Origin of the sequence: Rhodococcus sp. Eu-32, from assembly GCF_003336925.1 — a bacterium.
Classification (GTDB): Bacteria; Actinomycetota; Actinomycetes; order Mycobacteriales; family Mycobacteriaceae; genus Rhodococcoides; species Rhodococcoides kyotonensis_B.
Map to the genome: position 1 here is coordinate 24951 of NZ_QGNK01000002.1, position 23694 is coordinate 48644.

Here is a 23694-nt window from a genome sequence, read left to right on the forward strand (position 1 = left end):
CGCTCAGGACGAGGTCGCGGTGGCGTCGTCGTTTCTCGACCACCAGCGGTCGGTGCAGTAGTCGCCCCGCGACCATTCGTACTCGCAGCGCCGGTGACGAATCTTCCAATCCCCGTCACGCCGTTCGAAGGTATCGACGTAGCGGCCGGAATTGAGATAGTCCCTGCGCGTTCCGTGTTCGGCCACGGTCAACGTGCAGACGAAGGTCGTCGTCGTCTCCGCTTGGTCACCGTCGACCATGATCTCGGTGTTGCCGAGCAGATGGACGTTGACCTCGATCTCGATGCCGTCCTTGAACACCGGTGACGCGCCGCTCAGGTACTCACGAATCGGCCCGTTGAATCCCTCGTGATCCTCGGTCGCACCGTCGTGGTAGCAACTGAGGACGAGATCGATGTCCCCGTGGTCGGTACCGCGCGCTCGTCGATAGAGAACCTGGCGGATGTCGTCCTCGTCGAGCAGACGCAGCAGACGGGCTTCCAGTTCGCTGTTCACAGTGGACTCCTTGCCGTGGCCGGACCGGTCGATCCGGTGAATGCATCTATAGAAACTACGTCCGTGCGGCGGGCTGCGGACGAAAACAGAGAACCAGGGTCATGGCCGCGCCTGCGAGACCCGCCGCTGCACAGACCGATCCGACGATCGGGCCCAGTCCACCCGCTCCGAAGATCAGCGCGTCGAGAGATGCCGACCCAGGACCCGATATCGCCAGCACGACGGCCGTCCCACCCAGGAACAGGTTGTACTCCCACCCGTTGCCGACGATGAAGAAACCGTTGCCACGATGAACGGTCCACGCCGCCACGAACATCAGAGACACGACCAGGGCACATGCGACCGGCGTCAGGAAACCGAAAATCAGCAGTACACCTGCACCGAGCTCCGAGCAGGCGGCCAGCAGCGCGTGAAACCTGCCCGGCCGCATGCCGATACTGTCGAACCAGCGCGCAGTGCCGGGAATGCGCCCGCCGGCGAAGAACTTGTTCCACCCGTGAGCGGCTATGACGATTCCGAGCAGAAGGCGGAGAACGGTCGAGCCCCAATCGGCGGCTGTCATCGGCAGCCGCCCCGACGGTGCGCAGTTCGACGCCTACCGCCCCAGAACAAGACGGGCCTTCTCGTATTCGTGGATCAGAATCGGCGTTCCTGCGTCGCTCAGAACCGCTGCCTTCCCGTCGGCGAGAGCTTTCTCGTAGGTGTCGACGAGTGCCGTAGCCGCGGCCACCTCTGCCTCACGGGGGCTGAAGACCTCGTTGATGATGTCGACGTGCGGCGGGTAGAAGGTAGTCATCGTGGTGAACCCCTTGCGCCGCGAACTCTCGATGCGTCGCCGGATCTCGTCGAAGTCGCGAATGTCGCGGGCGTACGCGATGTCGGTCACCGCCAACCCGTAGGCCGCGCCCGCGAGGACGGTCAGTGCCTTCGTGGTCTCGAAGATCGAGTTCAGTTCGCCGTTCGGCTCATACAGCTCGATTCCCGCGTCGAGGCTGATGTCCGCGGGCCCCGACATCAATCCGATCACCGACGGGTGTGCCGCGATCTCACGTACCTCGAGCACCGACTGGGCAGTCTCGATGATCGCAAAGATGTCCGGATCCGCGCCGTGGCGCCGGAATTCGTTCACCACCGTGTCGACACACGCTGCGGACCGAATCTTCGGATAGGCGACCACGTCGGGCCGAACGGCCGCCAGGGCAGCAATATCGTCGCGCCCCCACTCGCTCTCGATGTGATTCACGCGCGGGAGAAGTAGCTTCTCCCCGTCGAAAATCCTGTCGCGCAGCGCCTGCACCACGCGTTCACGCGCGGCTGCCTTCGAACCGGGAGCCACGGAGTCCTCCAGATCGAGGAAGATCATGTCCGCGTCGATGTTCGGCAGCTTTCCCCACTTGTGATCGTCCATGATGGGCGTCTCGAGAATGCTGCGGATCGAGCGGTAGGAACGGCGGCCGTGCGGCGTCGGCATCAGATCACTTCCTTGTCACGCAGTGCAGCCAGTCGCTCGGCGTCGACGCCGAGCCAGTCGCCGAACACGACGTCGTTGTCCTGCCCCAGCTGTGCGCCGGTGCGCCACACGGACCCCGGGCGCTCGTGCATACGGGGAACGACGGCCTGCATCTTGACCTGCCCGAGCTCCGGGTCGTCGATCGACACGATGTCCTCGCGTTCCGCGTAGATCGGGTCCTCGAGAATGTCGGCGGCCGAGTAGACCTTCGAGCCGACGACCTCTCGGACTGCCATCTCCTTCAGCGCCACCTCGGCGGAACGGGAGCCAATCCAGCTGTGCAGCAACGTATCCAGACGTTCCTTGTTGGTCGTCTGCTGTTCGACGGTGAGATAGTCCTCGGCGGGCTCGCCCAGCATCTCGGCGATCTTCTGCACGGACCGAGGCGTACCCGACGTGACCGTGAGCCAGATGTCGTCGGCACTGAGGAACGTGTTGACCACCGCGGCAGGCGCAACGGCCAGTTGGTTTCCCGAACGACCGGGCACGATCCCCAACTGGTCTGCGACGATCACCTGCCATTCGACCAGTCGGAACAGCGGCTCGAACAGCGCGATGTCGATCCATTCGCCGGTGAAATCGGGTTCGTGACGACGCACGAGTGCGGACGCGATGCCGAACGCACCCATCAGCGCTGTCACGCTGTCACCGTGCGAGAAGCCCGTGTGGACCGGCGGACCGTCGGGGAAACCGGTCAGATGCACGACACCGCTTCGGGCCTCACCGACCTTTCCGAACCCCGGATCGTTCCTCGCCGTCGTGGACGCACCGTTGCCGGTGATCTGCAGCATCACTAGCTTCGGGTGTGCCGCATGCAGGGTGTCCCAGTCGAATCCCCACTTCTCCAGCGTCGAGCACCGCATGTTCGTGATGACGACGTCGGCCCAGGCGATCAACTCGCGTGCCAGTTCTCGGCCTTCCGGCTGCCGCAGGTCGAGTGTGACGGACCGCTTGTTCCGGCCGGACACTTTCCACCACAACCGAACTCCGTCCTTGGCCGGGCCTTGGAAGCGCGCGGTGTCTCCCGCCCCTGGCGCCTCGACGTGGACGACGTCGGCGCCCAGGTCGGCGAGGAGCGTTCCTGCGAGTGGACCCGCGATCACGTGGGCCAGCTCGACCACCTTGACGCCGGACATGACGCCCCCGGAAGGGCCGGACTTGTCGTTCATGATCTCGCTCCTGTCGTCGTACGGGCTTGCTCGTCGACGGCGTGTCCGTCGAGGATCGAACGAGACGAGCGCGCCAGCGCAGCAATGGTCGGGGGAAGTTCGTCCTGGAAGGGGTCGATGTGGCGGCCCTCGCGGTGACGACGCAGGTTGTGCGCCATGATCGCGGCCATCTTGAACCGGCCGAAGGCATGGAACCACTCCATGTCGGCGATCCGACCACCTGCCGTCGAGTAGTACTGATCGAGAAGCTCACCTGCAGTGGGCATTCCGTGCACGGGAGCACCTATTCCTGGAAAGAGGCCGGGGTCGCAGAACGCCAGGAACCACCCGAGATCGACGCCGGGTGTCGTGACCGTCCAGATCTCCCAGTCGATGATCCCGGTCGGTCGCACTCCGTCGAACAGCACATTCCCCAAGCGGTAGTCACCGTGAACGAGGACCGGCGGTTCGACGACGGGCGGCATGGTCGCACGCAGGGCGTCGGGAATCGTGGCCAACCCGTGTTCGTCGCCCGCGGCAGCTGCAACCGTCGCCCACCGATCGATCTCGGCAGCGAGATCGACGGCGCCGGAGTCGCTGTCGACGAGCGCCTCGGGTGCCCGGTTGTGCAGCACCCCCAGCATCCGGGCGGCCGCTTCGGCCCGCCGACGGATCGTGTCGCTTTCGAACACCCGGGTCGACGCGTCGAGCACCGGTTCGACCGCCTCGCCGTCGCATCTCTCCATCACGTAGAAAGTCCATTCCCCGTACCCGCGCAGCAACACTCGCGGGACTGCCAGATCGTCGACATCTGCCAGCGCGTCGAGCACGTCGGCCTGACGCAGTACGTCGTGCCTGCCACGCGGCGGCCGGCCGTGTGGCGCGACCTTGATCACGACCTCGTCCGGTGCGGAACCACCGGTTGTTCTCGCCGACAACGTGATTCCGGAGTGCCCGCCTTCCAGAACCTTCAGCGCGGCGATCCTCGTCGTGTCTCCCGCCTCGGCGAACGCGGCGTCGACCGCTGTGGACACGCCGTCGAGTAGCTCCGGGTTCATCGGTACGCCCCGATCATGTCGGCCGGTTCCCCACCGACGTGGATGCGCCCACCGTCGACGCGAATCATCGCTCCCGTGATCCACTCGGCATCGTCGGACAACAGGAAACACACCGCCGATGCGATGTCGTCGGGTTCACCGAGCCGACCGAGCGGGACGAGTCGCTCTTCCTGCGGGCCGCGCTCGCCGTCCCACAACGCTCGGGCCAGGTCCGTACGCACCAAGCCGGGTGCGACAGCGTTCACCCGGATGTTCCGCGGACCCAGTTCGTGCGCAAGGGTATTGGTCAGACTCGCAAGCGCCGCTTTGCTGGCCGTGTACGGTCCGGTGACCGGGTGTACCCGCTCGGCTCCTGTCGTCAGGATGTTCACCACCGACCCGTTCGTCATCCCGTGCGCGACAGCCTTCTGCACCAGCGCCACGGCCGGCCACGTGTTCGCCAGAACCGTCTTGTGGAATGCTTCCCGTGAAACATCCATCAGCGGCCCGTACGAGGCCGACGTCGCAGCATTGTTGACGATCAGATCGAGATGGCCGAACGACGACACCGCCGCGTCGACGAGTTCCCCGGGAAGCGTTGCGCTGTCGATACTTCCCGCGACTCCGACCGCGTGTCCACCCGCGTCGACGACCGCCTCGACGGCGCGTTTCAGAACGTCCGGCTTCCGAGCGTTCATGACGACCGACGCACCTCCGTCGGCCAGCCTCGACGCGATCGACAACCCGATACCTCTCGAGGCTCCAGTGACGACTGCGACCTTGCCCTCGAACCTGCGGTGTGCTGGTACCTCTCGTGAACTCATGATCTTCCTTCTGCGACTGTCGGCATCGCCGTGGTTCAGCTGACGTCGATCTTGTACAGCTCGGCTGCGTTGTCCTGCAGGACTCGTTTCACCGCATGGTCGGGCAGTCCGCTCATGACCCGAGCGAAGTGCTCGCGCGGCCCGGGGAACAGGCAGGTCGGGTGCGGGATGTCCGTCTCGACAAGAACGTTGTTTATTCCGACGTCTTCGAGAAGCTTTGCGGCACCGATCTCTTCGAACCAGAACATCGCGTAGAGATGGTCACGGAAGTACTCGGTCGGCCGACGCTTCGCTGCCGCGAGCTCGTGATCGTGCGTCACCATCTCGTCGAACTGGAACTCCATCGCCTCGAGGATGAACGGAATCCATCCGATGCCCGATTCCGCCGAGACGATCTTCAGGTTCGGGTACCGGTCGAACAGATCGGACATGCACAGATTGATGATGATTCGAACGTTGGACATGAACATCTGCGTAGCACCGATGGCTAGCTGACGCTGCTTTCCGAACGACCTCCAGGCCGGCTTGGCGACACCCGTCACTTCGGGTCCTGCTGTGCCCGATGCCTTCTGGCCGACGTTCCCTCGCATTGCTTCGAGGTCTTCGCGACGAGCGCCCGCTCCGATGTGGAAGTTGGCGACGGCACCGGTCTGGTCGAACAGATCCCACATCGGGTCGAAGTACGACTCGGGCAATTCGGGAAGACCGATGAGTTCGGGTTTGTCCGACAGCGTGAAACCGCGCATTCCCTTGTCGATCAGGCGGGTCATTTCCTTGATCGTGAGATCCATGTCCCAGATCGGCAACAGCCCCTGGGGGAACAGGCGTCCCTTGGATTCGATCTGGCTCTCCATCAGGAAGTCGTTGTAGACCTGCAGCACGAGGGTTCGTTCCGCCTCGTCCTCGATCGCGAACACGTGGTTGGAGGCAAAGCCGATCCCGTTGGGGTACAGGATCTGTGCGTGGATCCCCTGCTCGTCCATCAACGCGAGACGCTCACCGACATCCCAGGACGACACGTCGATGTTGGCGAACGGTTGAACGACGTGCGAACCGAGAACCTTCTCGCGTCCGGTGGAGATGGTATTGCCTCCGGTACTGGCCCACACTTCGTCGTGCAGGTACCACGCGGTGATGTTGTCGACCGTTCGCTGCACCGGAATTCGATTCTTCATCGATTCGGGCACGCGTGAGGTCCACAGATCCGCGGGCTCGGTCAGGTGCGCGTCGCAGTCGACGATCTTGACGTCGCGCAGAGCTTCGGGGACCTCGTTCTCGGGGAGTAGAGCAGTCATGACACGTCCTTTCTGTTGACGGATACTTCGGAGCCGGTAGTTCTGTTTCGGAAGGCGAATGTCGTTCTGTTCGAGTGATATCGGCGAACGACGACACTCACGTCGTCCCCGACGGCCGTTCCTGCATCGACCAGACCGATGACGCGGATGCCCGAGTCGAAGTCTGCGATCCCGACGGCGTACGGCGGTTCGACCAACGCTCCCGGCGGCGGGGCCGTGACTTCGGTCCTCGCCGAGAGGCGACCTGTCGTCAGCCGCTCGCTGTGCACGGTGCCTCCGCAGGCAGGGCAGTCATCGACGGCCGGGAAATGCGTTCGTGCACAACTGTTGCACGTCGAGGCGTGCAGCTCGGTCGACGCGCCGTCGGCCGCCGGTTCGAACAGGTCCTGCATCGAGTCGGTGCTCATCGCTGCACCACTACTACGCACGAGTTGTGTCCCGCGCCCATGACGTGGGAGAGACCAACAGTCGCGTCGTCGACCTGGCGCGCGCCCGCTGTGCCCCGCAACTGCGTCACCAGTTCGTGGATCTGGCCGAGGCCGGACGCTCCGAGCGGTTCGCCCTTGGACAGCAGACCGCCCGAGACATTCACGGGGACCGTCCCGCCCAGCGCCGTTGCGCCGGATCGAAGCAGTTGCGCCTCTTCGCCCTTCTTGCACAAACCGAGGTCACGGTAGGCGATGAGTTCCGACGCGGCGTCCGTGTCCTGGCATTCCACGAGATCGATGTCCTCGATCTGCACACCAGCCTGGCTCAGCGCCAGATCGGCTGCACGTGCCGACATGCTCGACATGTCGCTCTGCAGCGACGGTGCGGGCACGAACCAGTCGTCCGCGGCACGCGACACCAAGCCGATCCCAGTGATGCGTACCGAGTTGTCGAGCCCACGCCGCGCCGCTTCGTTCCGGTCCATGAGCAGCACTGCGGCGGCACCCTCGTTCGGTGCGCACAGCATCAACAGAGTCAGGGGATCGCACACCGGCCTGCTGTCCAGTACTTGCTCGCGGGTGAACTCCTTGCGATACATCGCATTCGGATTGTGGACGGAGTGCTTGTGATTCTTGACCGCAACATCCGCGAGGTCCTCGACGGTCACGTCGGTGTCACGCATCAGATCCTGCGCCTGGAATGCGAAGTAGAGCGGGTTCACACCGAGGCCCGACTCGATCTGCCAGCTCTCGAAGCCCGAGCCCGCGATGAACCCGCGCGGCGCCTTCTCGACGCCGAGGCAGAGAACCGTTCGGGCTGCGCCGGACTCGATCATCGATGCCCCCAGTGACAGTGCCGACCCGCCGGACGCGCACGCGGCCTCGACGTTGACGATCGGTTTGCCGATGTAGCGCATTCTGTTGACAACGTTGTGGCCCTTCGCCATTTCGGCGCCGACGTTGGCGACCAGCACCATGTCGACGTCCTCCGGTTCGACGCCTGCGTCGACGAAGCACTCACGCATCGCGACCTCGCCGATCTGGCGGTAGCCGTGATCGAAACGTCCGAACGGGTGGATCCCGACTCCTACGATCGACACGTTCTTCATCGGACGGCCACCCCGTCCCGACTGCCGAACGCCGCCGAACGTGGAACCACCGCGGAGGCAACGAGTCGATCGCCGATCTCCGCTACGGCCGAGACCGAATCACCGAAGAGCGCGTCGATCACGTACACGCGCCTGACCAGTCGGTGCAACCCGAACTCCAACGTGAATCCGATTGCGCCACTGAACTGCTGCGCCGCGTCCACTGCCTTACGTGCCGCCTTACCCGACCACGCCTTCGCAACCAGGGCCGACACGATGTCCTCGGAGTCGGCGCTCGATTCGACGACCGCCTTCGCCGACTCCAGTGCGGTGTACGCGTCGACGAGGCGGTGCTGGACCACTTGGAAGCGTCCGATGCTGCGGCCGAACTGCTTCCGTTCCTTCACGTACGCGACGGTCTCGTTCAGCGCTCGTTCGGCAAGGCCGATCGACTCGAACGACAGCGCCCTGAGCGCGCGGACTCGTGCCGTGTCCCACGAGTGAACCGGTGCTACCGAACAGCGGTCCGGCGACACCATCCCCCGTACCCGGTGCAAACCGAGTTCGGGATCGAATCCGTCGGCACTCGTCACCGTCACCGCATCCGCGGGAACCAACACCGCGGACTCGGACGCATGCACGACGAACGGACCGAACGAATGCGGGTTGACGGCTACGCCGTCGACCTCGATACCGTCGGCTGTCGACCGACCAGGGGGCGTCGACACACCAAGGGCAGGAAGCACCACCGACCACGACGAGTCGAACAGCGGCCCACACAGAATCAGAGACAGGAGCGTGGAGCTCGCGACAGATCGCCCCTGCTCTGTCATCAACGCACCGGTCAGCTGCTCGAACACGTGAAGGTCGTCCGGTTCGATACCTGCAGAGACCAATTGGTCGACGAGCGCGTGCCGGTCCTCCGACTCGAACATCGTGCGGGCCGTGTCGACGACCATCGTCAGCTCGTCGGTAATCATGATCGCTCCTCTCGGGGAAGGCCGAGCATGTGCTGGGCGATGATGTCGCGCTGGACGTCGACCGCGCCACCGAAGATGGATGTCGCACGGCTGTAGAACCATTCGTGCCGGAGAGCTGTCGACGCCGTGTCCGGCCCCGCGAGAAAACCGCCGATGTCCGCGATGCGCGCGGCGTCGTACGTCGCTTGTTCCGCGCTGGACAGCAACACCTTGTCCACCGATACTCTCGGCCCCAGTGTCTTTCGCGCGTCGAGGGCTACCACAGTCTGGGTGGTGCGCGCACGCAGCGCCGCCAACAGCAAGAAGGATTCACCCACCGCACGCTTGGCGCGGACGTCGTCGTCGACGGCCTCGACGACCGACCCGAGACGGTGGTGCAACACCGATTGTCGAAGCCAGGCGTACATCCCCCGCTCGTATTGCAACAGGTACATTGCCACTGCCCAGCCTGCATCGACCGTTCCGATCACGTGTTCGGCCGGTACTGCCACGCCGTCGAAGAACACCTCGGCGAACTCCTCACGACCGTTGGAGGCGACGATCGGACGCACCGTCACGCCAGGCGCCGACAGGTCGACCCAGAACATCGTCAGTGCACGGTGCCTGCTTGCCGCGCTTCCGGTGCGCGCCAGCACGACCGCGTACGAGGCCGACGGTCCGAGCGTCATCCATGTCTTCTGACCGTTCAGAACGAACCCACCACCGTCGGCTCGTGCGGTGGTTCTGATCGACCCCAGGTCGCTGCCGGCTTCGGGTTCGGAGAACCCCTGTCCCCAGAGTTCCTCGCCTGCAAGATATTTTGGGAGGTGAAGTGCAGCGATGTCCGGCGAGAATTTCTGCAGGACCGGCGCAACGGTCTCGAGTACGACGAACGCTTCGGGAATCTCGATTCCCGCGGCCCCCAGCTCGTCGTACAGGACTGCTCGATGCGTCTCACCGCCACCGAGCCCGCCAATGCTCTCCGGCCATCCCCATCGGGACCATCCTGCATCGCACAGAAGGGCCATCAGTTCTCGGCAGTGGTCGACGGATTCCTGCACTCCCTCGGCCACCGGTCCGCGAAACCTGTCCAGAGACGACGCGTTGTCGTCGATCCACCGCCTCAAGGCCTCGGTGTGCTCGTCGAGTGTGACCAAGGCCGTCGCCGCGCTCATCGGCCGGCTTTCTCGTGGACGAGCACTACCGATGCGAATTCCTGCAGTGCAGAGATCGCACCGGGGAAACCGACGTAGACGACGAGCATGCGAAGACCCGCGCGAATTCTGTCAGGTTCCATTCCGGCCTGCAGAGCGCCATGAAGATAGTTGCGCAACTGGGTGATTCGGCCCGTCGCAGCAAGAGCGGTGATGGCGACGATCATTCGCTCCTCGAACGCCATCTCGTCGCCGTCCCATGCCTCACCGAAGACGAATCCGTCCGACCACTCCCCGACCTTGGGGTCCAGGTCGACCAACGCGTCCTGCAGCAGTGGGGCCTTGCGGCCCTGGGCTCGCTCCCGGAGGGTGCGCCCTTCGTCGTGACTCATACTCGAATTCCCTCGTCCGTCAATGCGTGTGCGAACTTCTTCTCCGCCTGCTCGGTCAGTGTGGGAATGTGCCGAGTCGGGAAGAGCCCGTCGGTCGATTCGTACTGCCGCAGAAGTTGTTTCGCGACGCCGACCGTGTGTATTTCGCTCGGACCGTCGGCCAGTCCGACGTGAATGCCGTTGACCAGCATGCTCACGAACGGCATCTCCTCGGACAGACCGAGCGAGCCGTGAATCTGCAGCGCCTTCGTCGCAACGTCGCTCAGCACCCTCGACGCGATGACCTTGACCGCCGAGATGTCCATCCGCACACGGTCGTAGTCGTTGTACCGGTCGATCTTCCACGCCGTCTGCAGCACGAACAGGCGGAACTGCTCGATGTCCATCCAGGCGTCCGCGATCATCTTCTGTACCAACTGCTTCTGCGCAAGCTGTTCGCCCTGGGTGTAGCGCGACAGAGCGCGCTCGCACATCATGTCGAGCGCCAACTTCATGTGCCCGACGCTGCGCATCGCGTGATGCACTCGACCGCCGCCGAGTCGCGTCTGGGCTACCCCGAATCCTTGGCCACGTTCGCCCAGCAGTGCATCCTTGGGCACCCGTACGTCGTTGTACCGGATGTAGCTGTGATCGCCTCCGCCGTCTCCCTCCACCCAGCCCGCTACCTGCACGTGGCGCAGGAATTCGACACCGGGGGTCGCCGTCGGGACCACGAACATCGACATTCGACGGGAGATGTGCGCGTCGGGTTCGGTGACCGCCAGCACGAGCAGGACGTCCGCCCACCGCGCATTCGACGAAAACCACTTCTCGCCGTTGATGACCCACGCATCACCGTCGTCGACCGCGGTCGTCGCGAACACCTTGGGGTCCGAGCCGCCCTGCGGTTCCGTCATCGAGAACGCCGAGAACATCGTGCCGTCGATCAGCGGCTTCAGATACTGAGCCTTCTGCTCGGCCGTACCGAAGTGCGCGAGAATTTCGGCGTTTCCGGTATCCGGGGCGGCCGTACCGAACACGATCGGGCCGACGGTCGGGCCGGGGCCGCTGCGACCGAGGATCTCGTTGAGCAGTGCGAGCTGCACTTGGCCGTACCCGAGTCCGCCGAGTTCCGGAGTGAGGTGGCACGCCCAGAGTCCATGCCGGCGAACCTCTTCCTGCAGTGGCGGAATGAGTTTCTGTCGCACCGGATCCGACAGATCCAGGGGATGCTTGATGACGTACTGAAGCGGTTCGACCTCGTTCGTCATGAACGTGTCCGCCCAGTCCAGCTTCTTCTGAAACTCGGGGTCCGTCTCGAAATCCCACATCGCGCTGGAAGCTCCTCGATTGTCGTGGGGCCCTGTCCGGAGTTCCGGTGGCCTCGGTCGATCGCTGTAACTTCACAATAGTTCGCATAGTTCGTATATTCAAGCGTTTTCGGGACGCCGGTCTCACTCCTTTCGCATCGACGCACCCATGCGGCGAAGCCCCGTCCGGATGACCAGACGGGGCTTCACCAGCATGTTCGTGCACTCAGAGCGAGTAGTCGATGAGGCCTCGAATGATCTTTCCGTCCTCGAGGTCTTTCCAACCCGTGTTGATATCGTCGAGCTTGTAGCGCGTCGTGATCAGCTCGTCGAGCAGTAGTTCGCCGCGGCGGTAGAGGTTCATCAGTTTCGGAATGTCGTTGCGTGGGTTGCAACTTCCGTACAGAGTGCCCTGGAGACGTTTGCCCGACATCGAGAACATGTACAGCGCGATCTTGGCGTCGATCTGATTCATGGTCACCACGTTCGTGAACACGAGGGTTCCGCCCTTGCGCACCAAACTCATCATGGCCTCGAGTTTCTGCGCATCACCGACGCCCATGGTCACGACGACGCGGTCCGCCATTCGGCCGTGCGTCTCGTTGTAGACCAGATCGTAGGCCTCCTCGATACTGGGCGACGTCAGAGTCGCGCCGAACTTCTTCGCCGAATCCTGTTTGAACGGAACGGGATCGACGGCGATGATGTTCTCGGCACCCGCAATGCGGAACCCTTGGATCGCATTGCTGCCGACGCCACCGCACCCGATGACGACGCAGGTGTCACCGATCTCCGTCTCGGCGGCGTAGACCGCGGAACCGTAGCCTGTGGGAACACCACAGCCCGCGAGCGCTGCGACGTCGAGCGGAATGTCCTTGCCGATCTTGATGACCGATCGCTGGTGCGCGACGACGTATTCGCTGAACGTTCCCAGATACGAATAGCAGCCGACACCATGGCCTTTCGAGTGCACGCGATGTGTACCGTCCGGCGCGAACCCCGACAGCACGTTGGCCGTCATGTCGCAGAGGTTGGTCTGACCTCGGACGCAGAACCAACAGCTGCCGCAGGTGGGCAGGAACTGCAGCACCACGTGGTCGCCGACCGCGAGGCCGTCGACGTTGGGTCCGACTTCCTCGATCACGCCTGCACCTTCGTGGCCACCGAGGATGGGTGCCCAGTCCAGCGGAATGTCACCGGTGTCCAGGTGCTGGTCGGAATGGCACATGCCCGACGCGGCGAGGCGAACGACGACCTCACCGTCCTTCGGCGGGTCGATCTCGATGTCGTCGATCTGCCACCCGGAGTTGGTCCCCGGCTCCCAGAGGAGCGCGCCCTTGGTCTTGATCATGTCGATGATTCCTTTCTTCGATGTCGCTTATGGGAGACGTGTCGCTTGTAGGAGATGTGTCGCTGGTCAGAGGGGTGTCGCTGGTCAGAGGCCGAGCAGGACGCGGGTCTCGAGAAAGTTGTCGATTGCTGCGCCGCCACCCTCGCGTCCGATACCCGACTGCTTGAACCCACCGAACGGCAGCGAGAAGTTCGAGAACGCGGTGTTGACGCCCACCTGCCCCGAATCGATGCGTCGTGCGATGCTTTTCGCTCGTTCGATGTCGCCCGCGAATACGCATCCGGCGAGTCCGAACTCGGTGCCATTGGCGATCGCCACCGCCTCGTCCTCCGTGTCGTACGGCAGCACGGTGATCACGGGACCGAACACCTCTTCGCGTGCGATACGCATGTCGGGACGAGCGTTCGCGAACAACGTCGGCTCCACGTACCACCCGCGGCCCAGATGGTCGGGCCTTCGACCGCCGGTCACCAGGGTCGCGCCGTCGTCCTTGCCGATGGCGAAGTAGTTCTCGACGCGTGCACGCTGGCGTTCGGCGATCAGGGGACCGATGACGGTGTCCGGCGAATGCGGGTCACCGATGGTCAGAGAACGCAGGATGGCGGCTGCGCGTTCGACGGCATCGTCGTGAATGCTGCGCGGCACAAGGATTCGCGTGATCGCGACACACACCTGACCCGAATGGCCGTAACCGGCGGCGAGCAGATTGGGCAGAACCGCATCGAGATCGACGTCGTCGGTGAGAATGCCGGGAGATTTGCCACCGAGTTCCAGTGTCACTCGCTTGATGTCGTTGCTCGCCAGACTCATGACCCGAGCACCTGCAGCCGACGACCCGGTGAACGACACCTTGTCCACCTCCGGGTGCGACACCAGGTGCTCACCCACCTCCCGCCCGGCAGGCAGAATGCTGACGACGCCGTCGGGCAACCCCGCAGCCTCGATCGCCTCGGCCAGAACATAATTGGCGACGGGAGCTTCCGGAGCCGGCTTGACGACGACCGTGCATCCCGCCGCGAGCGCAGGAGCCATCTTCACCGACGCGTTCGCCAGCGACGCGTTCCACGGCGTGATCAACGCGGCGACGCCCATCGGTACCTTGCTGATCTCCGCGTTCGTACCATCGCCGGAATCCCGGGTCGACGTGTGCTGGACTGAGGCGATCGCGTCGGCCGCTCCCCGCCAGAACATGACAGCGTTCGCATTGAACGCCGAGCTCGTATGCGTGGTCGCGCCGCCTTCTTCCGTGAAGGTGAAGTTCGCCTCCGGCATTCGTGCTTCGATCTCGTCGGCGATTCGGTGAAGCGCGGCCGCTCGTTCCGAGGGCGCCAGCGTCGACCACGGGCCGTTGTCGAACGCGTCCCGCGCCCTGCCGACGGCTCTGTCGATGTCGTCCGGCGTCGGTTCGGGAACAGTCGCAACCACCTTCTCCGTCGCCGGCGAGACCACTTCGATCTGCCTGTCGTTGCTCGGCTTCTCCCACTGCCCACCGATGTACAGCCGGTCCTCCGACCGCAAGCTGGAAATTGTGGCTGTCATACACGTTCCTCTCTCGGGTGAACCTCTGACTTCGTCGGTGCGTTTTCAGGAGTAGGACGACGCCGGCGCCACCCACGTCCGGGTCGTCGGACGGGGTCGACGCGTGCGCCGGCGTCGTCGATCAGGCTGCGCAACAACAGGTTTCGAGCACGAGCCAATGAGATGGGATGCGACGGGACACTCCCATCCGGCTATCGATTGTTTCGAACTATCCGAATATTACGGTGAGTGTAATCACATCGACCTCCCCACCGTGTAGGAATCGAAGATTTCCACGCCGATCCGCGGCGAGTGCACATCGATGCACGAAATCGGCCCATGCCGACGGAAATTCCGTCGACATGGGCCGATAGTGTGCAGACGTGGTCACCGATCCTGGTTGCCCCCGATGACACCGGTTGCGACGGCGAGACCGATGGCCGCATTGGCCGCTGCAATCTGGGTGATCGCCAAGTTCACCGCGGTGGCTCCCCAGTTGCCGTTCTGGAACTGCAGCGGGCGGCTCGCTACGGTGTTGCCCCACCGAATCGACCGATGGAACTCCGGCAGCGTTCCACTCGCCGACAGCAGTGCGACGAGGGTTGCGGTCCTGGCATCCGGGGTGACGCCGTTTTCCAGCACTGCTCGGACGCGTTCGAGGAGCGACGCCTCGTAGGCGGGCGCCTCGGGGAGCATCCTGGTCGTCGCGATGATGCCGAGGTATCGCGACTTCTCGCGACGGATCATCCCCTTCTCCTCGAGCCGGTCCAGCACTGTCGGACGCAGGTGGCTACCCAACTCGACCAAACTGACCTGGACGTGCCGTTTACTCGAGCGACAGGAGCATCAGGTCCTCGACGATCAACAGGTCCTTCACGGTCGACATACTCCCAAGTGTTCGGCGAAGAACCTCTCCACCTCCCGGTAGAAGCCGATGCTGTTCTCCGGGTTGACGAAGCCGTGCCCCTCGTCGTCGTACACGATGTAGTCGATGTCGACTCCCCGAGCCCGCAGCCGTTCGACGACGTTGTCGGACTCGGCCTTCACGACGCGGGCATCGTTGGCGCCTTGGGCGATGAGCAGCGGCGTGGTGATGTCGTCGAGACGCGTGATCGGTGAGCGGGCAAGCATGTCCGCTTCCTGCTCGGGGATTGCCGGGTCGCCGACGTACAGGTACCAGTTGTTGACCAGGCCGGAACGCGCGAAGGCCGGCTGAGTCCGCATGAAGTTGGCCAGGTCCGAAATTCCCACGTAGTCGACGGACGCAGCGAAGACGTCGGGTGTGAATGCGGCACCGACGAGCGCCGCGTACCCGCCATAAGATCCGCCCATGATCGCGACGCGATCCCTGTCCGCGTATCCCTGAGCAACGGCCCATTCGACGCCGTCGATCAGGTCGTCGTGCATCTTGCCGGCGAATTCACCGATCGCGGCCTGAGTATGTGCCTTCCCGTACCCGGTCGATCCGCGAAAGTTGACCTGCAGCACCGCATATCCGCGATTGGCCAGGAACTGCACGATCGGCACGTACCTCCAGGCGTCGCGGTACCACGGACCGCCGTGGACCAGAAGAATCATCGGCAAACCCACAGGTTCGACGCCGACCGGAAGTGTCAGGTACGACGGCAGTTCCAGTCCGTCACGGGCGGTAATCGTCACCGGGGTCATCGGCGCCATGTCGTCGGGATTCAGATGCGGGTAGGGACGGAACAACTTTCGGCTCTCGCCCGTCGTGTGGTCGTAGTAGTAGGTCACTCCGGGATCGCGGTCGTGCGTGAATGCCACCACCCACTTTCGGCCACTGTCGTCCGAGGACATCGCGCCGATATCGCCGTCGGACAACGCATTCAGATTCTTCACGACCTCGGCGAACTCCGAGTCGAACGTGTGAATCACCTGCCGTTCTCCGAGGTAGCGGGCTCCGATCAACTCACCCGCCTTGTCGAAGATCAGCGGTGACTCCACCTGTTCGACGGCTCGGCGAGCAGCATCCAGTTCCAGCGTCGGATGACTGTCGACGACAGTCTCCTCTCCCGTGTCCAGGTCGACGCGGTTCAACCGAGTGAGATCGCTGTCGGTCGTCGACGCGACCCACAATCCCGTGCCGTCGGCCGTGGGGTGGATGACGCCGACGCCCATCGGATAGTCGGCTCCGTCGAATGTCGTCACGTGCTGGACGACGTCCGAGCCCTTCTTTCGACGCGCAATGTTCATGCCGCCCTGCGCAGTCATCTCGAAGAGCAGGAGATCGCCCCCGACGCCGGGGGTCCAGGACTGGCCGGGCCCGGGGCTCTCGCCGATCATTGTCAATTCACCTGTGGCGATCTCGAGTTCGTACAGATCGAACGCCGCCAGGTCGCGGGCATTCATGAGGAGCGTGACGACGCCCTCCTTCTCGCGCGAGCGTTCCAACGCGTAGACCCGCGATCCAGGAAACGGCGTCAGGTCGACGGCATCGGCGTCGGGATCGTCGAGGTCGACGCGAAAGACGTGATGGTTCTCGTCACCACCCGAATCCTGTAGGTACAGAAGCCACCGCGGGTTGTCCGTCCAGTGGTAGTCGAGCACGCTCCGAACGTCGTCGGCCGTCACACATCTTGCGTCGTCGTTGCCGTCGACATCCTGAACCCACACGTTGAGGCGGTTCTTCCATGGGGCCAGGAAGGCAATTCTGTTGCCGTCCGGCGATATCGACGCTCCGGTCCGTGCCGGGGGTCCGAAGAAGTCGTCGAGGGAAATCAGTTCGGGTGCGTTCATCATTCTTCCTTCCATTTCTCTTCTCAGTTCTGGGGTTCGGTATGGCCGCAAGCGGTCGCGAGGCGCAGGGGGTCGATCTCAGGACGCGGCCCAGATCGTTTCGAGATCCAGAATCTTGTTGTGACGCAACGTCAGGACACGTTCGGTCGCTGCGAGGATGCCTGCGACGACCAGCGTCGTGTTGGCCCAGGCGGGTAATTGGATCGGCGACACGAATGTGCCGAACTGCTCTGCGACCATCGGTACCTTCGTCGTGATCTCGAGCGCGAACGACGCGGCCAGTACGAGGTTGACGACCAGAATGGCGATCGCTGCCCAGCCGATCGCGCGACTGAGCCTCGGGTGGCGACGATCGAAGCGTCGGCGACGGTACTCCAGCGTGCCGGGGACAGGTGCGAGTCTGCGGCCGGTACCGTCGTCGGACACGAAATCGACTCGCGTGACGCCGTACAGCGAGACCGCCACCTCGATGGTGCCGCCGTCGATCTCGATGGAGGCGGGCAGGTCGTTCGTGGTGGCGAGGTACCCGTTCTCGTACAACTGGACCGTATCGTCCTCGGACAGCGAGTCCACCTCGACGGTGTACAGAATGGGCACGCCAGCCGATGACGGCCGCTCCAGCGTGTACAGATACCGGTTCAGCACCTGCCACGGCCTGAACGGTCTCAGGCGCTTCGTGGGCGTAGGTTGCTCGTTCACGCTGTCCAGAGTCGTCGGTACGGCGCATTCTCGACAGTGCACACACGCACGAGTTCTGGTTACAGCATCACGGGTGGAGCATGACAGTTGTCATCTGTCACTCGCCCGGAACTTTGTCTTGACAATGCCCCACTAGAACGTACTAGTCTGCGTAAGAATTTACCGCGCTGTCCGAAGGGTTTGTTGTGCGAATTGGATTGATCACCGACTCGGTCGGCCACCTCTCGTTCGATGACGCCTTGGACGTTGCGTGCCGTTTCGGCCTGTCGTCCGTCGAAATCGCGACGGGCAACTGGTCGGAAAGCCCTCATGCGAACCTCGCCGAGTTGGTCGCCTCCGAAGATGCACGGAAGACGTTTCGTGAAGCCGTCGAATCGCACGGACTGACGATCAGCGCCTTGAATGCGAACGGCAATCAACTGCATCCCGTGAGCGGAGCGCAGCACGACCGAGTCGTGCGCGACACCATCACCGTTGCAGGCGCACTCGGCATCCCCACTGTCGTGCTGATGTCCGGGTTGCCCGGTGGACCAGGTGACAGCTCGGCGAACTGGATCACGACGTCATGGCCGCCCGAGAATCTCGCGGTGCTCGACTATCAATGGAACGAAGTCGCGATTCCGTACTGGCGTGACCTCGCTGCTCACGCGAAGGCGAACAACGTTCGATTGGCAGTCGAGCTCTGCGGATCGCAATTGGTGCACAATGTTTCGACGTTGCAGCGACTCGCCGACGCGACGGATCCCACCGTGGTGGGTGCAAATCTCGACCCATCACATCTCATGTGGATGGGCGCCGACATCCCGTCGGCGATTAATGGCCTCGGCGACCGCATCTTCCACGTGCACGCCAAAGATGTCCGCATCAATTCACGGGTGGCACAGACGGACGGACTCGTGGATACCGTCCCGATCACGCAACCGCACGAACGTGCCTGGAACTACGTCACTCTCGGTTTAGGCCATCCGGGCGGAACGAACTTCTGGGCCGATTTCGTGTACACCCTGCGGGCAGTGGGGTATGACGGGACCCTGAACATCGAACACGAAGATGCCCTGGTCAACTCCGTGGAGGGCGTCGGACGCGCGGCACGTCTGCTCGAACAGGTCGCACTCGTCGAGCCCGCGGATTGGAATCCCGCGAACATCTGACGCGAGGCAGGTCTTGCTTGCAGGGCATCGGTCTCAGCAGGGCATGACGTCGCCACCCGGTCCTTGTGTGCAACAACGTTTCCGAGCAGCACCGGCGTTTCCGGGCAGCACTGTAGCGTTTCCTGGCAGCACTGTAGGCGGCACAGGTAGTGCTCTATGCCGCTCACGGTGGGTGTTCGGTTGTACAACCCTGACCCGGGACTCAGACCGTGTCAGGCTCGCCCGGTGGTTCACCCGCTTCTCTCGCCGGCCCGTCAGGCTTGCCGTTCAGCGGCACGTCGGGGTTGGGGTAGATGTATTCGTTCGGGTGATGGAAATGATTGACACGGCCTTGGCGGTCCGGGTCGATCGTCGACGGCGCATGCCAGAGAGTACGCCCCGGATACGGATGCCCAGGCCCGGCTTTCGTCGTCGCCCAGTCACTCTCGGTCGGCCCGACCCGTCGGTGATGCTGATCGCAACCGAACGTCAACGAATCGATATCGGTATTACCGCCTTCGGCCCACTCATCGATGTGATGGACCTGCGACCACGTCGCCGGACGAGTACACCCCGGGAACGTGCACCCACGATCGGACGCCATCAACACGATCCGCTGATCCGCCGACGCAATCCGCTTCGAACGCCCCAAATACAGCGGCCGCTCCTCATTGTCGAACATCGTCAGATAGTGACGCGCATGCGAAGCCATCCGAATCGCATCCCGCATCCGCACCAACGACCCCGTCGCCGTGACCGCATGCCCCGTCCCGGCCTCCAAGTCCTTCAAGCTCATCGACACGATCGCCGTCACCGGCAAGCCGCGATGCTGCCCCAGCTTCCCCGACGCCAACATCTGCCGCAGAATCGTCTTCATCGCATCGTGCTGACGCCGACCCTGACCACGCCGATCCCGACCAGCCCGCTCCGCAGCCTCCCGCTCGACCTCCGAGTCCGACTCCGACTCCGACTCCGACTCCGACTCCGAACTGTCGCGTATACCGGCTTCCGGCTCATCCACCTCCGCGTCAGCAGCAGCGGCACTGTCCGGATTATCGACGTCGACGTCGGCATTCGGAGTGCCGGCGGAACCACTGCCACCGCCAGCGCAACCGTCTGCATCGGAACTTCCGAACAGAGTCGGATCATCCGGGCCGTCCGCAAAGTTGTCGCCGCTGCCTGCACCGTTCTCATCCTCGTCATCGGGTTCATCGACCACGGGCTTGTCATCGGCGGGATTGCACATTCCCGGCTTCGCCCACTTCGCGAACGCCGCCTCGCAATACGCCCGGAACTCCGCATCGACCACACCGGTCATCTTCGACAACCCGGCCTCATCCTGATCTCCGAACCGCATGTACGTCCGCTCGGCCACCCGCTCCTCGTCGAGATCACCATCGGGATCCAACACGTCGTACAACCTGCGCGCCGCCACCTTGAACGCATCCGGGCCCAACTCCGTCGCCAACTGCGCCAACTGCCGTTCCGCGCTCTCCCTCGTCTCGGCAGCGACCTTCGAACCCAGACGCTTGAAGAACAGTCGAACGATGTCCTGATGCTCCTCATCCAACACACCGTCCTCGGCCGCCCTCGCCGTCGCCGACGACACCGGCTCCAACCGATCACCCGACAACGCTGTCCGCTCCCCGAATTCTTTTGCGAACCGAATCCGCTGTCCCGCACGACCACGCGAGAACCGCATCAACACCGCCAACGCCTCCGGCACCGAACCGTCGATCTCATCCAACCCATGCTGGCCGATCAGATCCGCAATCCACGTGTGCGACATAGCGAACAACGCCCGCGACACCGTCTCCATCCGCACCAACAACGCCCGACGATCCGCATTGGACAACCCCACCGTCTGCGCCCGACCCAAAACCTCTACCTGCTCCTCGATCGAGGCCACCACTCCCGCCAGAAACGCCGCATCGATCGGCAACACCGAACCCGGCGATGACGACGAGCCCGCCGACCCAGCTGTCGCAGCGGAACCCGGGAACACACCGCCATCCGAAGACCGATCACACGCAACCTCGGCGCCATCCGCGGTGGACGTCGAATCCCCCGAAACCGCTGTATCAGAGGAAGCCGCAGCACTATTCGACGCAGACCCGTCCTCGGGCGCAGACCCATCCGGCTCATCAGACCAGAACGCCGCCACTACCTCGGCAGTCACCGCATCGCCGGAACACGAGAAGACGGGCAACTCGGGCGGTGCACCCTCCCAGAACTCCGCCACCGCGGCCGCACGAGCATCATCATCCGACAGCTCATCGTGCGACGAATTATCAAGCGGTAAAGCAGCATTCGCTGCACTATCACCGCTGACCGACTGGTCCACCCCTGATACGCCATCCCCCGAAAGCATGACCCAAGTCTAACCCAAGAACCAATATTTGTCGAACATATGTTCGACACAATTCGACGAGAACACGACCCGGCACCTCGAGACACCGGATAGGTTCTGCGAATCACACACCGCAAGAACGACATACGGACAGTTATTCCAGCAGAACGGTCGAGCGCACCTCAGGCCACCTAACCGCGCCACTGGAGCTGAGCGCACTAAACAGAAACTCGCCGACGGATACCCGTCGGCGAATCTGTCGGTACCTCTCACGTTCTCACACCCGTGCCGCCTCCGCGAGATGCTTGGTCGACCGACGGAACGCCCACACCGTGACGAGTACAGCCAGCGCGAACAACGGTGTGCCCATTCCGATTTTCGCGAATGCCAACCATCCCGTGGCCTCGGTGTCGTACAGCCAGTCCTGCACGATGTAGCGGGCGCCGAACAGCACGGCGAACGTCAGCGTGGCGACGTCGTGCGCGCGGAGAACAGTGCGCTCTGCGCGCCAACGGAACCTGTTGCCGTGCAGGGCGCTCCAGAGCATTCCTGTCAGCGGCCGGCGTGCCAGAACCGACGCGAGCATGATCACCGCACCGCCGAGCGACGTCCAGATACCGATCAGGAAGTATCCGCTGCCGGATCCGGTCCACGCGGCGACACCTCCGGCGGCGACAACGCCGATCAGTCCGCCGATCGCCTGTGAGAGCGGTTCACCTCGTCGCATGCGAACCACGGTGACGACGAGCGCGACAGCGACGGCAACGCCGATCGCGGCAGGGAGTGCGACGAGCGCGTTGGCGGTCACGAAGGCCACGACCGGAATCGCTGTGTAGATGATGCCGCTGACGCCGCCGAGACTGTTCAGCAGTACCTGCGTCGCGTCGACCTTATCGGGTTGTTGCTGCACGTTCGTCGGTTCTGGCGTCGTCATCGTGCCCTCCTCGTCGATCGTTGCTGTGGCGTTGTCGTCCATGTTCTCTACTGTCGTCGCGGCGATGTGCCCACAACAGTGCAGACCACCATGAGATGGAATTACGACGCCACGGATCGGCCATGACGGATGTCATGGATCGCCCCGCTAGCCTGGGACAGAGCCCACACAGCATCGAGGAGACCGGACCATGACATCTGCGGATTCGATGGAGACGCTCCGCAAACGCACCAGCGAGAAATGGCGCACCCACCCCGACGATGTGCTGCCGATGTTCGTCGCCGAGATGGATTTTCCACTTGCTCCGCCGATCAGAGCGGCGCTGCACGCTGCGCTGGACGCGGGTGACACCGGCTACGTCGATCCACACGACGCCACTGCTGCACGGGCTTTCGCGTCGTACGCCTCGGATGTCTGGAACTGGGATGCGAACCCGGAACGTATGGGGTACGCCACCGACGTCAGTGTCGTCATCGTCGAGTCCCTGCGCAGACTCATCGAACCGGGTGACGGCGTGATCATCAACCCACCGATCTACCCACCGTTCTTCGAGCTTGTCCCCGAAGCAGGTGGGCGCGTCGTCGAAGTGCCGTTGTCCGACGACGGTCGGCAGTACTCGCTCGATCTCGACGGCATCAACCGCGCCTTCGAGAAAGGAGCCCGTGCACTCCTGTTGTGCAGCCCGCACAACCCCGTCGGACTGGTGCATTCACGTGAAACACTGACCGAGTTGTCGCGCATCGTCGCTCGTCACGATGCGGTGGTCGTCAGCGACGAAATTCATGCCCCACTGACGCACCACGGCACGACGTTCACGCCCTACCTGACGGTGTCCGACGAGGCGCGCGAACACGGTATCGCAGCCGAATCCGGTAGCAAGGCATTCAATCTCGCCGGATTGAAGAGCGCGCTGTTCGTCGCCGAATCCGACCGCATGACCGACCTCATACGGGGCCTACCCGACGAGGTGACCTTCCGCACGGGACTACTCGGACTCATGGCTACGCGCGAAGGCTTCACACACGGTCGAGAATGGCTCGCCGCCACGATCTCGACGATCGAACGCAACTTCACCGTCCTGGAACAGCAACTCGCGGAGAAGCTTCCGCGCGTCACGCTACGACGGCCGAATGCGACCTACCTTGCATGGTTGGATCTGCGCGGCCTCGGCTGGGGCGACGACCCTGCCGACCGCGCACTCCACCACGCGAAACTCGCTCTGTCCGACGGCATCAGCTTCGGCACGGAAGGTAGGGGCTTCGCGAGGATGAACCTGGCCTGCGCACCGGACACGATCGTCGAGGCGATCGACCGCCTCGCCCGCGCACTGTGAGCC

At 63.6% G+C, this 23694-nt stretch carries 21 protein-coding genes and 1 pseudogene; 2 read left to right on the top strand and 20 right to left on the bottom strand.

Annotated features, from left to right (window positions below; all coding sequences use genetic code 11):
• Window positions 1-3 precede the first annotated feature (3 nt).
• From DK926_RS03585 to DK926_RS03670, 18 genes and pseudogenes are all read right to left on the bottom strand, one after another.
• Entirely contained in the window at window positions 4-495 is a 492-nt protein-coding gene (locus DK926_RS03585) for a nuclear transport factor 2 family protein (RefSeq protein WP_165839493.1), read from the bottom strand.
• A gap of 55 nt (window positions 496-550) precedes the next feature.
• Window positions 551-1057: a DoxX family protein gene (locus DK926_RS03590; protein WP_114328774.1), complete on the bottom strand. Its 507-nt coding sequence runs from the start codon at window positions 1055-1057 to the stop codon at window positions 551-553.
• Window positions 1058-1090: 33 nt separating this feature from the next.
• Window positions 1091-1966: an aldolase/citrate lyase family protein gene (locus DK926_RS03595; protein ID WP_114328775.1), complete on the bottom strand. Its 876-nt coding sequence runs from the start codon at window positions 1964-1966 to the stop codon at window positions 1091-1093.
• Window positions 1966-3174: a CoA transferase gene (locus DK926_RS03600; RefSeq protein WP_114328777.1), complete on the bottom strand. Its 1209-nt coding sequence runs from the start codon at window positions 3172-3174 to the stop codon at window positions 1966-1968. Before DK926_RS03600 ends, DK926_RS03595 begins: the two co-directional genes overlap by 1 nt.
• Entirely contained in the window at window positions 3171-4211 is a 1041-nt protein-coding gene (locus DK926_RS03605; protein WP_114328778.1) for a phosphotransferase family protein, read from the bottom strand. Before DK926_RS03605 ends, DK926_RS03600 begins: the two co-directional genes overlap by 4 nt.
• Window positions 4208-5014, bottom strand: a complete 807-nt coding sequence (locus tag DK926_RS03610; protein WP_114328780.1) for an SDR family oxidoreductase — start codon at window positions 5012-5014, stop codon at window positions 4208-4210. Before DK926_RS03610 ends, DK926_RS03605 begins: the two co-directional genes overlap by 4 nt.
• Window positions 5015-5049: 35 nt before the next feature.
• Window positions 5050-6309 carry an amidohydrolase family protein gene (locus DK926_RS03615; RefSeq protein WP_114328782.1) on the bottom strand — a complete coding sequence of 420 codons (1260 nt, stop codon included), beginning with the start codon at window positions 6307-6309 and terminating at the stop codon, window positions 5050-5052.
• A complete protein-coding gene (locus DK926_RS03620) occupies window positions 6306-6716 on the bottom strand; it encodes an OB-fold domain-containing protein (protein WP_114328784.1) in 411 nt (136 codons plus the stop codon). Before DK926_RS03620 ends, DK926_RS03615 begins: the two co-directional genes overlap by 4 nt.
• On the bottom strand, window positions 6713-7837 hold the full coding sequence (locus tag DK926_RS03625) for a thiolase family protein (RefSeq protein ID WP_165839494.1): 1125 nt from the start codon (window positions 7835-7837) through the stop codon (window positions 6713-6715). The genes DK926_RS03620 and DK926_RS03625 overlap by 4 nt, the downstream gene beginning before the upstream one ends.
• Window positions 7838-7842: 5 nt before the next feature.
• Window positions 7843-8805 (bottom strand): acyl-CoA dehydrogenase family protein, encoded by a 963-nt coding sequence (locus DK926_RS03630; RefSeq protein ID WP_165839495.1) that lies wholly within the window; start codon window positions 8803-8805, stop codon window positions 7843-7845.
• The gene (locus DK926_RS03635) at window positions 8802-9959 is read right to left on the bottom strand and encodes an acyl-CoA dehydrogenase family protein (RefSeq protein WP_114328791.1); all 1158 of its coding nucleotides are present in this window, start codon (window positions 9957-9959) and stop codon (window positions 8802-8804) included. The genes DK926_RS03630 and DK926_RS03635 overlap by 4 nt, the downstream gene beginning before the upstream one ends.
• The gene (locus tag DK926_RS03640) at window positions 9956-10330 is read right to left on the bottom strand and encodes a carboxymuconolactone decarboxylase family protein (protein ID WP_114328793.1); all 375 of its coding nucleotides are present in this window, start codon (window positions 10328-10330) and stop codon (window positions 9956-9958) included. Before DK926_RS03640 ends, DK926_RS03635 begins: the two co-directional genes overlap by 4 nt.
• Window positions 10327-11640, bottom strand: a complete 1314-nt coding sequence (locus tag DK926_RS03645; RefSeq protein WP_114328794.1) for an acyl-CoA dehydrogenase family protein — start codon at window positions 11638-11640, stop codon at window positions 10327-10329. Before DK926_RS03645 ends, DK926_RS03640 begins: the two co-directional genes overlap by 4 nt.
• A gap of 205 nt (window positions 11641-11845) precedes the next feature.
• Entirely contained in the window at window positions 11846-12967 is a 1122-nt protein-coding gene (locus DK926_RS03650; protein WP_114329331.1) for an NDMA-dependent alcohol dehydrogenase, read from the bottom strand.
• An 87-nt stretch (window positions 12968-13054) separates the two neighbouring features.
• Window positions 13055-14509 (bottom strand): aldehyde dehydrogenase, encoded by a 1455-nt coding sequence (locus DK926_RS03655; RefSeq protein WP_114328796.1) that lies wholly within the window; start codon window positions 14507-14509, stop codon window positions 13055-13057.
• 366 nt (window positions 14510-14875) lie between these two features.
• Window positions 14876-15304: pseudogene (locus tag DK926_RS03660) on the bottom strand (GPP34 family phosphoprotein); the annotation flags it as partial.
• A 57-nt stretch (window positions 15305-15361) separates the two neighbouring features.
• The gene (locus DK926_RS03665) at window positions 15362-17245 is read right to left on the bottom strand and encodes a S9 family peptidase (protein ID WP_114329332.1); all 1884 of its coding nucleotides are present in this window, start codon (window positions 17243-17245) and stop codon (window positions 15362-15364) included.
• 78 nt (window positions 17246-17323) lie between these two features.
• Window positions 17324-17944: a hypothetical protein gene (locus DK926_RS03670; protein WP_125833365.1), complete on the bottom strand. Its 621-nt coding sequence runs from the start codon at window positions 17942-17944 to the stop codon at window positions 17324-17326.
• Window positions 17945-18129: 185 nt separating this feature from the next.
• Here DK926_RS03670 and DK926_RS03675 point away from each other — a divergent pair, with 185 nt between their 5' ends.
• Complete coding sequence (locus DK926_RS03675) at window positions 18130-19095, top strand: sugar phosphate isomerase/epimerase (RefSeq protein ID WP_114328802.1); 966 nt, start codon at window positions 18130-18132, stop codon at window positions 19093-19095.
• Window positions 19096-19297: 202 nt separating this feature from the next.
• On the opposite strand, the gene DK926_RS03680 is transcribed toward DK926_RS03675, so the two are convergent.
• A complete protein-coding gene (locus DK926_RS03680) occupies window positions 19298-21079 on the bottom strand; it encodes an HNH endonuclease signature motif containing protein (protein WP_165839497.1) in 1782 nt (593 codons plus the stop codon).
• Between the two features lie 622 nt (window positions 21080-21701).
• Window positions 21702-22400 (bottom strand): DUF3159 domain-containing protein, encoded by a 699-nt coding sequence (locus DK926_RS03685; RefSeq protein ID WP_243636626.1) that lies wholly within the window; start codon window positions 22398-22400, stop codon window positions 21702-21704.
• 148 nt (window positions 22401-22548) lie between these two features.
• Between DK926_RS03685 and DK926_RS03690 the strand changes: the two genes are divergently transcribed.
• Entirely contained in the window at window positions 22549-23691 is a 1143-nt protein-coding gene (locus DK926_RS03690; RefSeq protein ID WP_114328806.1) for an aminotransferase class I/II-fold pyridoxal phosphate-dependent enzyme, read from the top strand.
• Window positions 23692-23694 lie beyond the last annotated feature (3 nt).

Excerpts from the sequence above, each read along its gene's own strand:
- DK926_RS03590 (WP_114328774.1), bottom strand. The coding sequence starts at position 1,057 with ATGACAGCCGCCGATTGGGGCTCGACCGTTCTCCGCCTTCTGCTCGGA.
- DK926_RS03595 (WP_114328775.1), bottom strand. The coding sequence starts at position 1,966 with ATGCCGACGCCGCACGGCCGCCGTTCCTACCGCTCGATCCGCAGCATT.
- DK926_RS03600 (WP_114328777.1), bottom strand. The coding sequence starts at position 3,174 with ATGAACGACAAGTCCGGCCCTTCCGGGGGCGTCATGTCCGGCGTCAAG.
- DK926_RS03605 (WP_114328778.1), bottom strand. The coding sequence starts at position 4,211 with ATGAACCCGGAGCTACTCGACGGCGTGTCCACAGCGGTCGACGCCGCG.
- DK926_RS03610 (WP_114328780.1), bottom strand. The coding sequence starts at position 5,014 with ATGAGTTCACGAGAGGTACCAGCACACCGCAGGTTCGAGGGCAAGGTC.
- DK926_RS03615 (WP_114328782.1), bottom strand. The coding sequence starts at position 6,309 with ATGACTGCTCTACTCCCCGAGAACGAGGTCCCCGAAGCTCTGCGCGAC.
- DK926_RS03620 (WP_114328784.1), bottom strand. The coding sequence starts at position 6,716 with ATGAGCACCGACTCGATGCAGGACCTGTTCGAACCGGCGGCCGACGGC.
- DK926_RS03630 (WP_165839495.1), bottom strand. The coding sequence starts at position 8,805 with ATGATTACCGACGAGCTGACGATGGTCGTCGACACGGCCCGCACGATG.
- DK926_RS03635 (WP_114328791.1), bottom strand. The coding sequence starts at position 9,959 with ATGAGCGCGGCGACGGCCTTGGTCACACTCGACGAGCACACCGAGGCC.
- DK926_RS03640 (WP_114328793.1), bottom strand. The coding sequence starts at position 10,330 with ATGAGTCACGACGAAGGGCGCACCCTCCGGGAGCGAGCCCAGGGCCGC.
- DK926_RS03645 (WP_114328794.1), bottom strand. The coding sequence starts at position 11,640 with ATGTGGGATTTCGAGACGGACCCCGAGTTTCAGAAGAAGCTGGACTGG.
- DK926_RS03655 (WP_114328796.1), bottom strand. The coding sequence starts at position 14,509 with ATGACAGCCACAATTTCCAGCTTGCGGTCGGAGGACCGGCTGTACATC.
- DK926_RS03665 (WP_114329332.1), bottom strand. The coding sequence starts at position 17,245 with ATGAACGCACCCGAACTGATTTCCCTCGACGACTTCTTCGGACCCCCG.
- DK926_RS03685 (WP_243636626.1), bottom strand. The coding sequence starts at position 22,400 with ATGGACGACAACGCCACAGCAACGATCGACGAGGAGGGCACGATGACG.
- DK926_RS03690 (WP_114328806.1), top strand. The coding sequence starts at position 22,549 with ATGACATCTGCGGATTCGATGGAGACGCTCCGCAAACGCACCAGCGAG.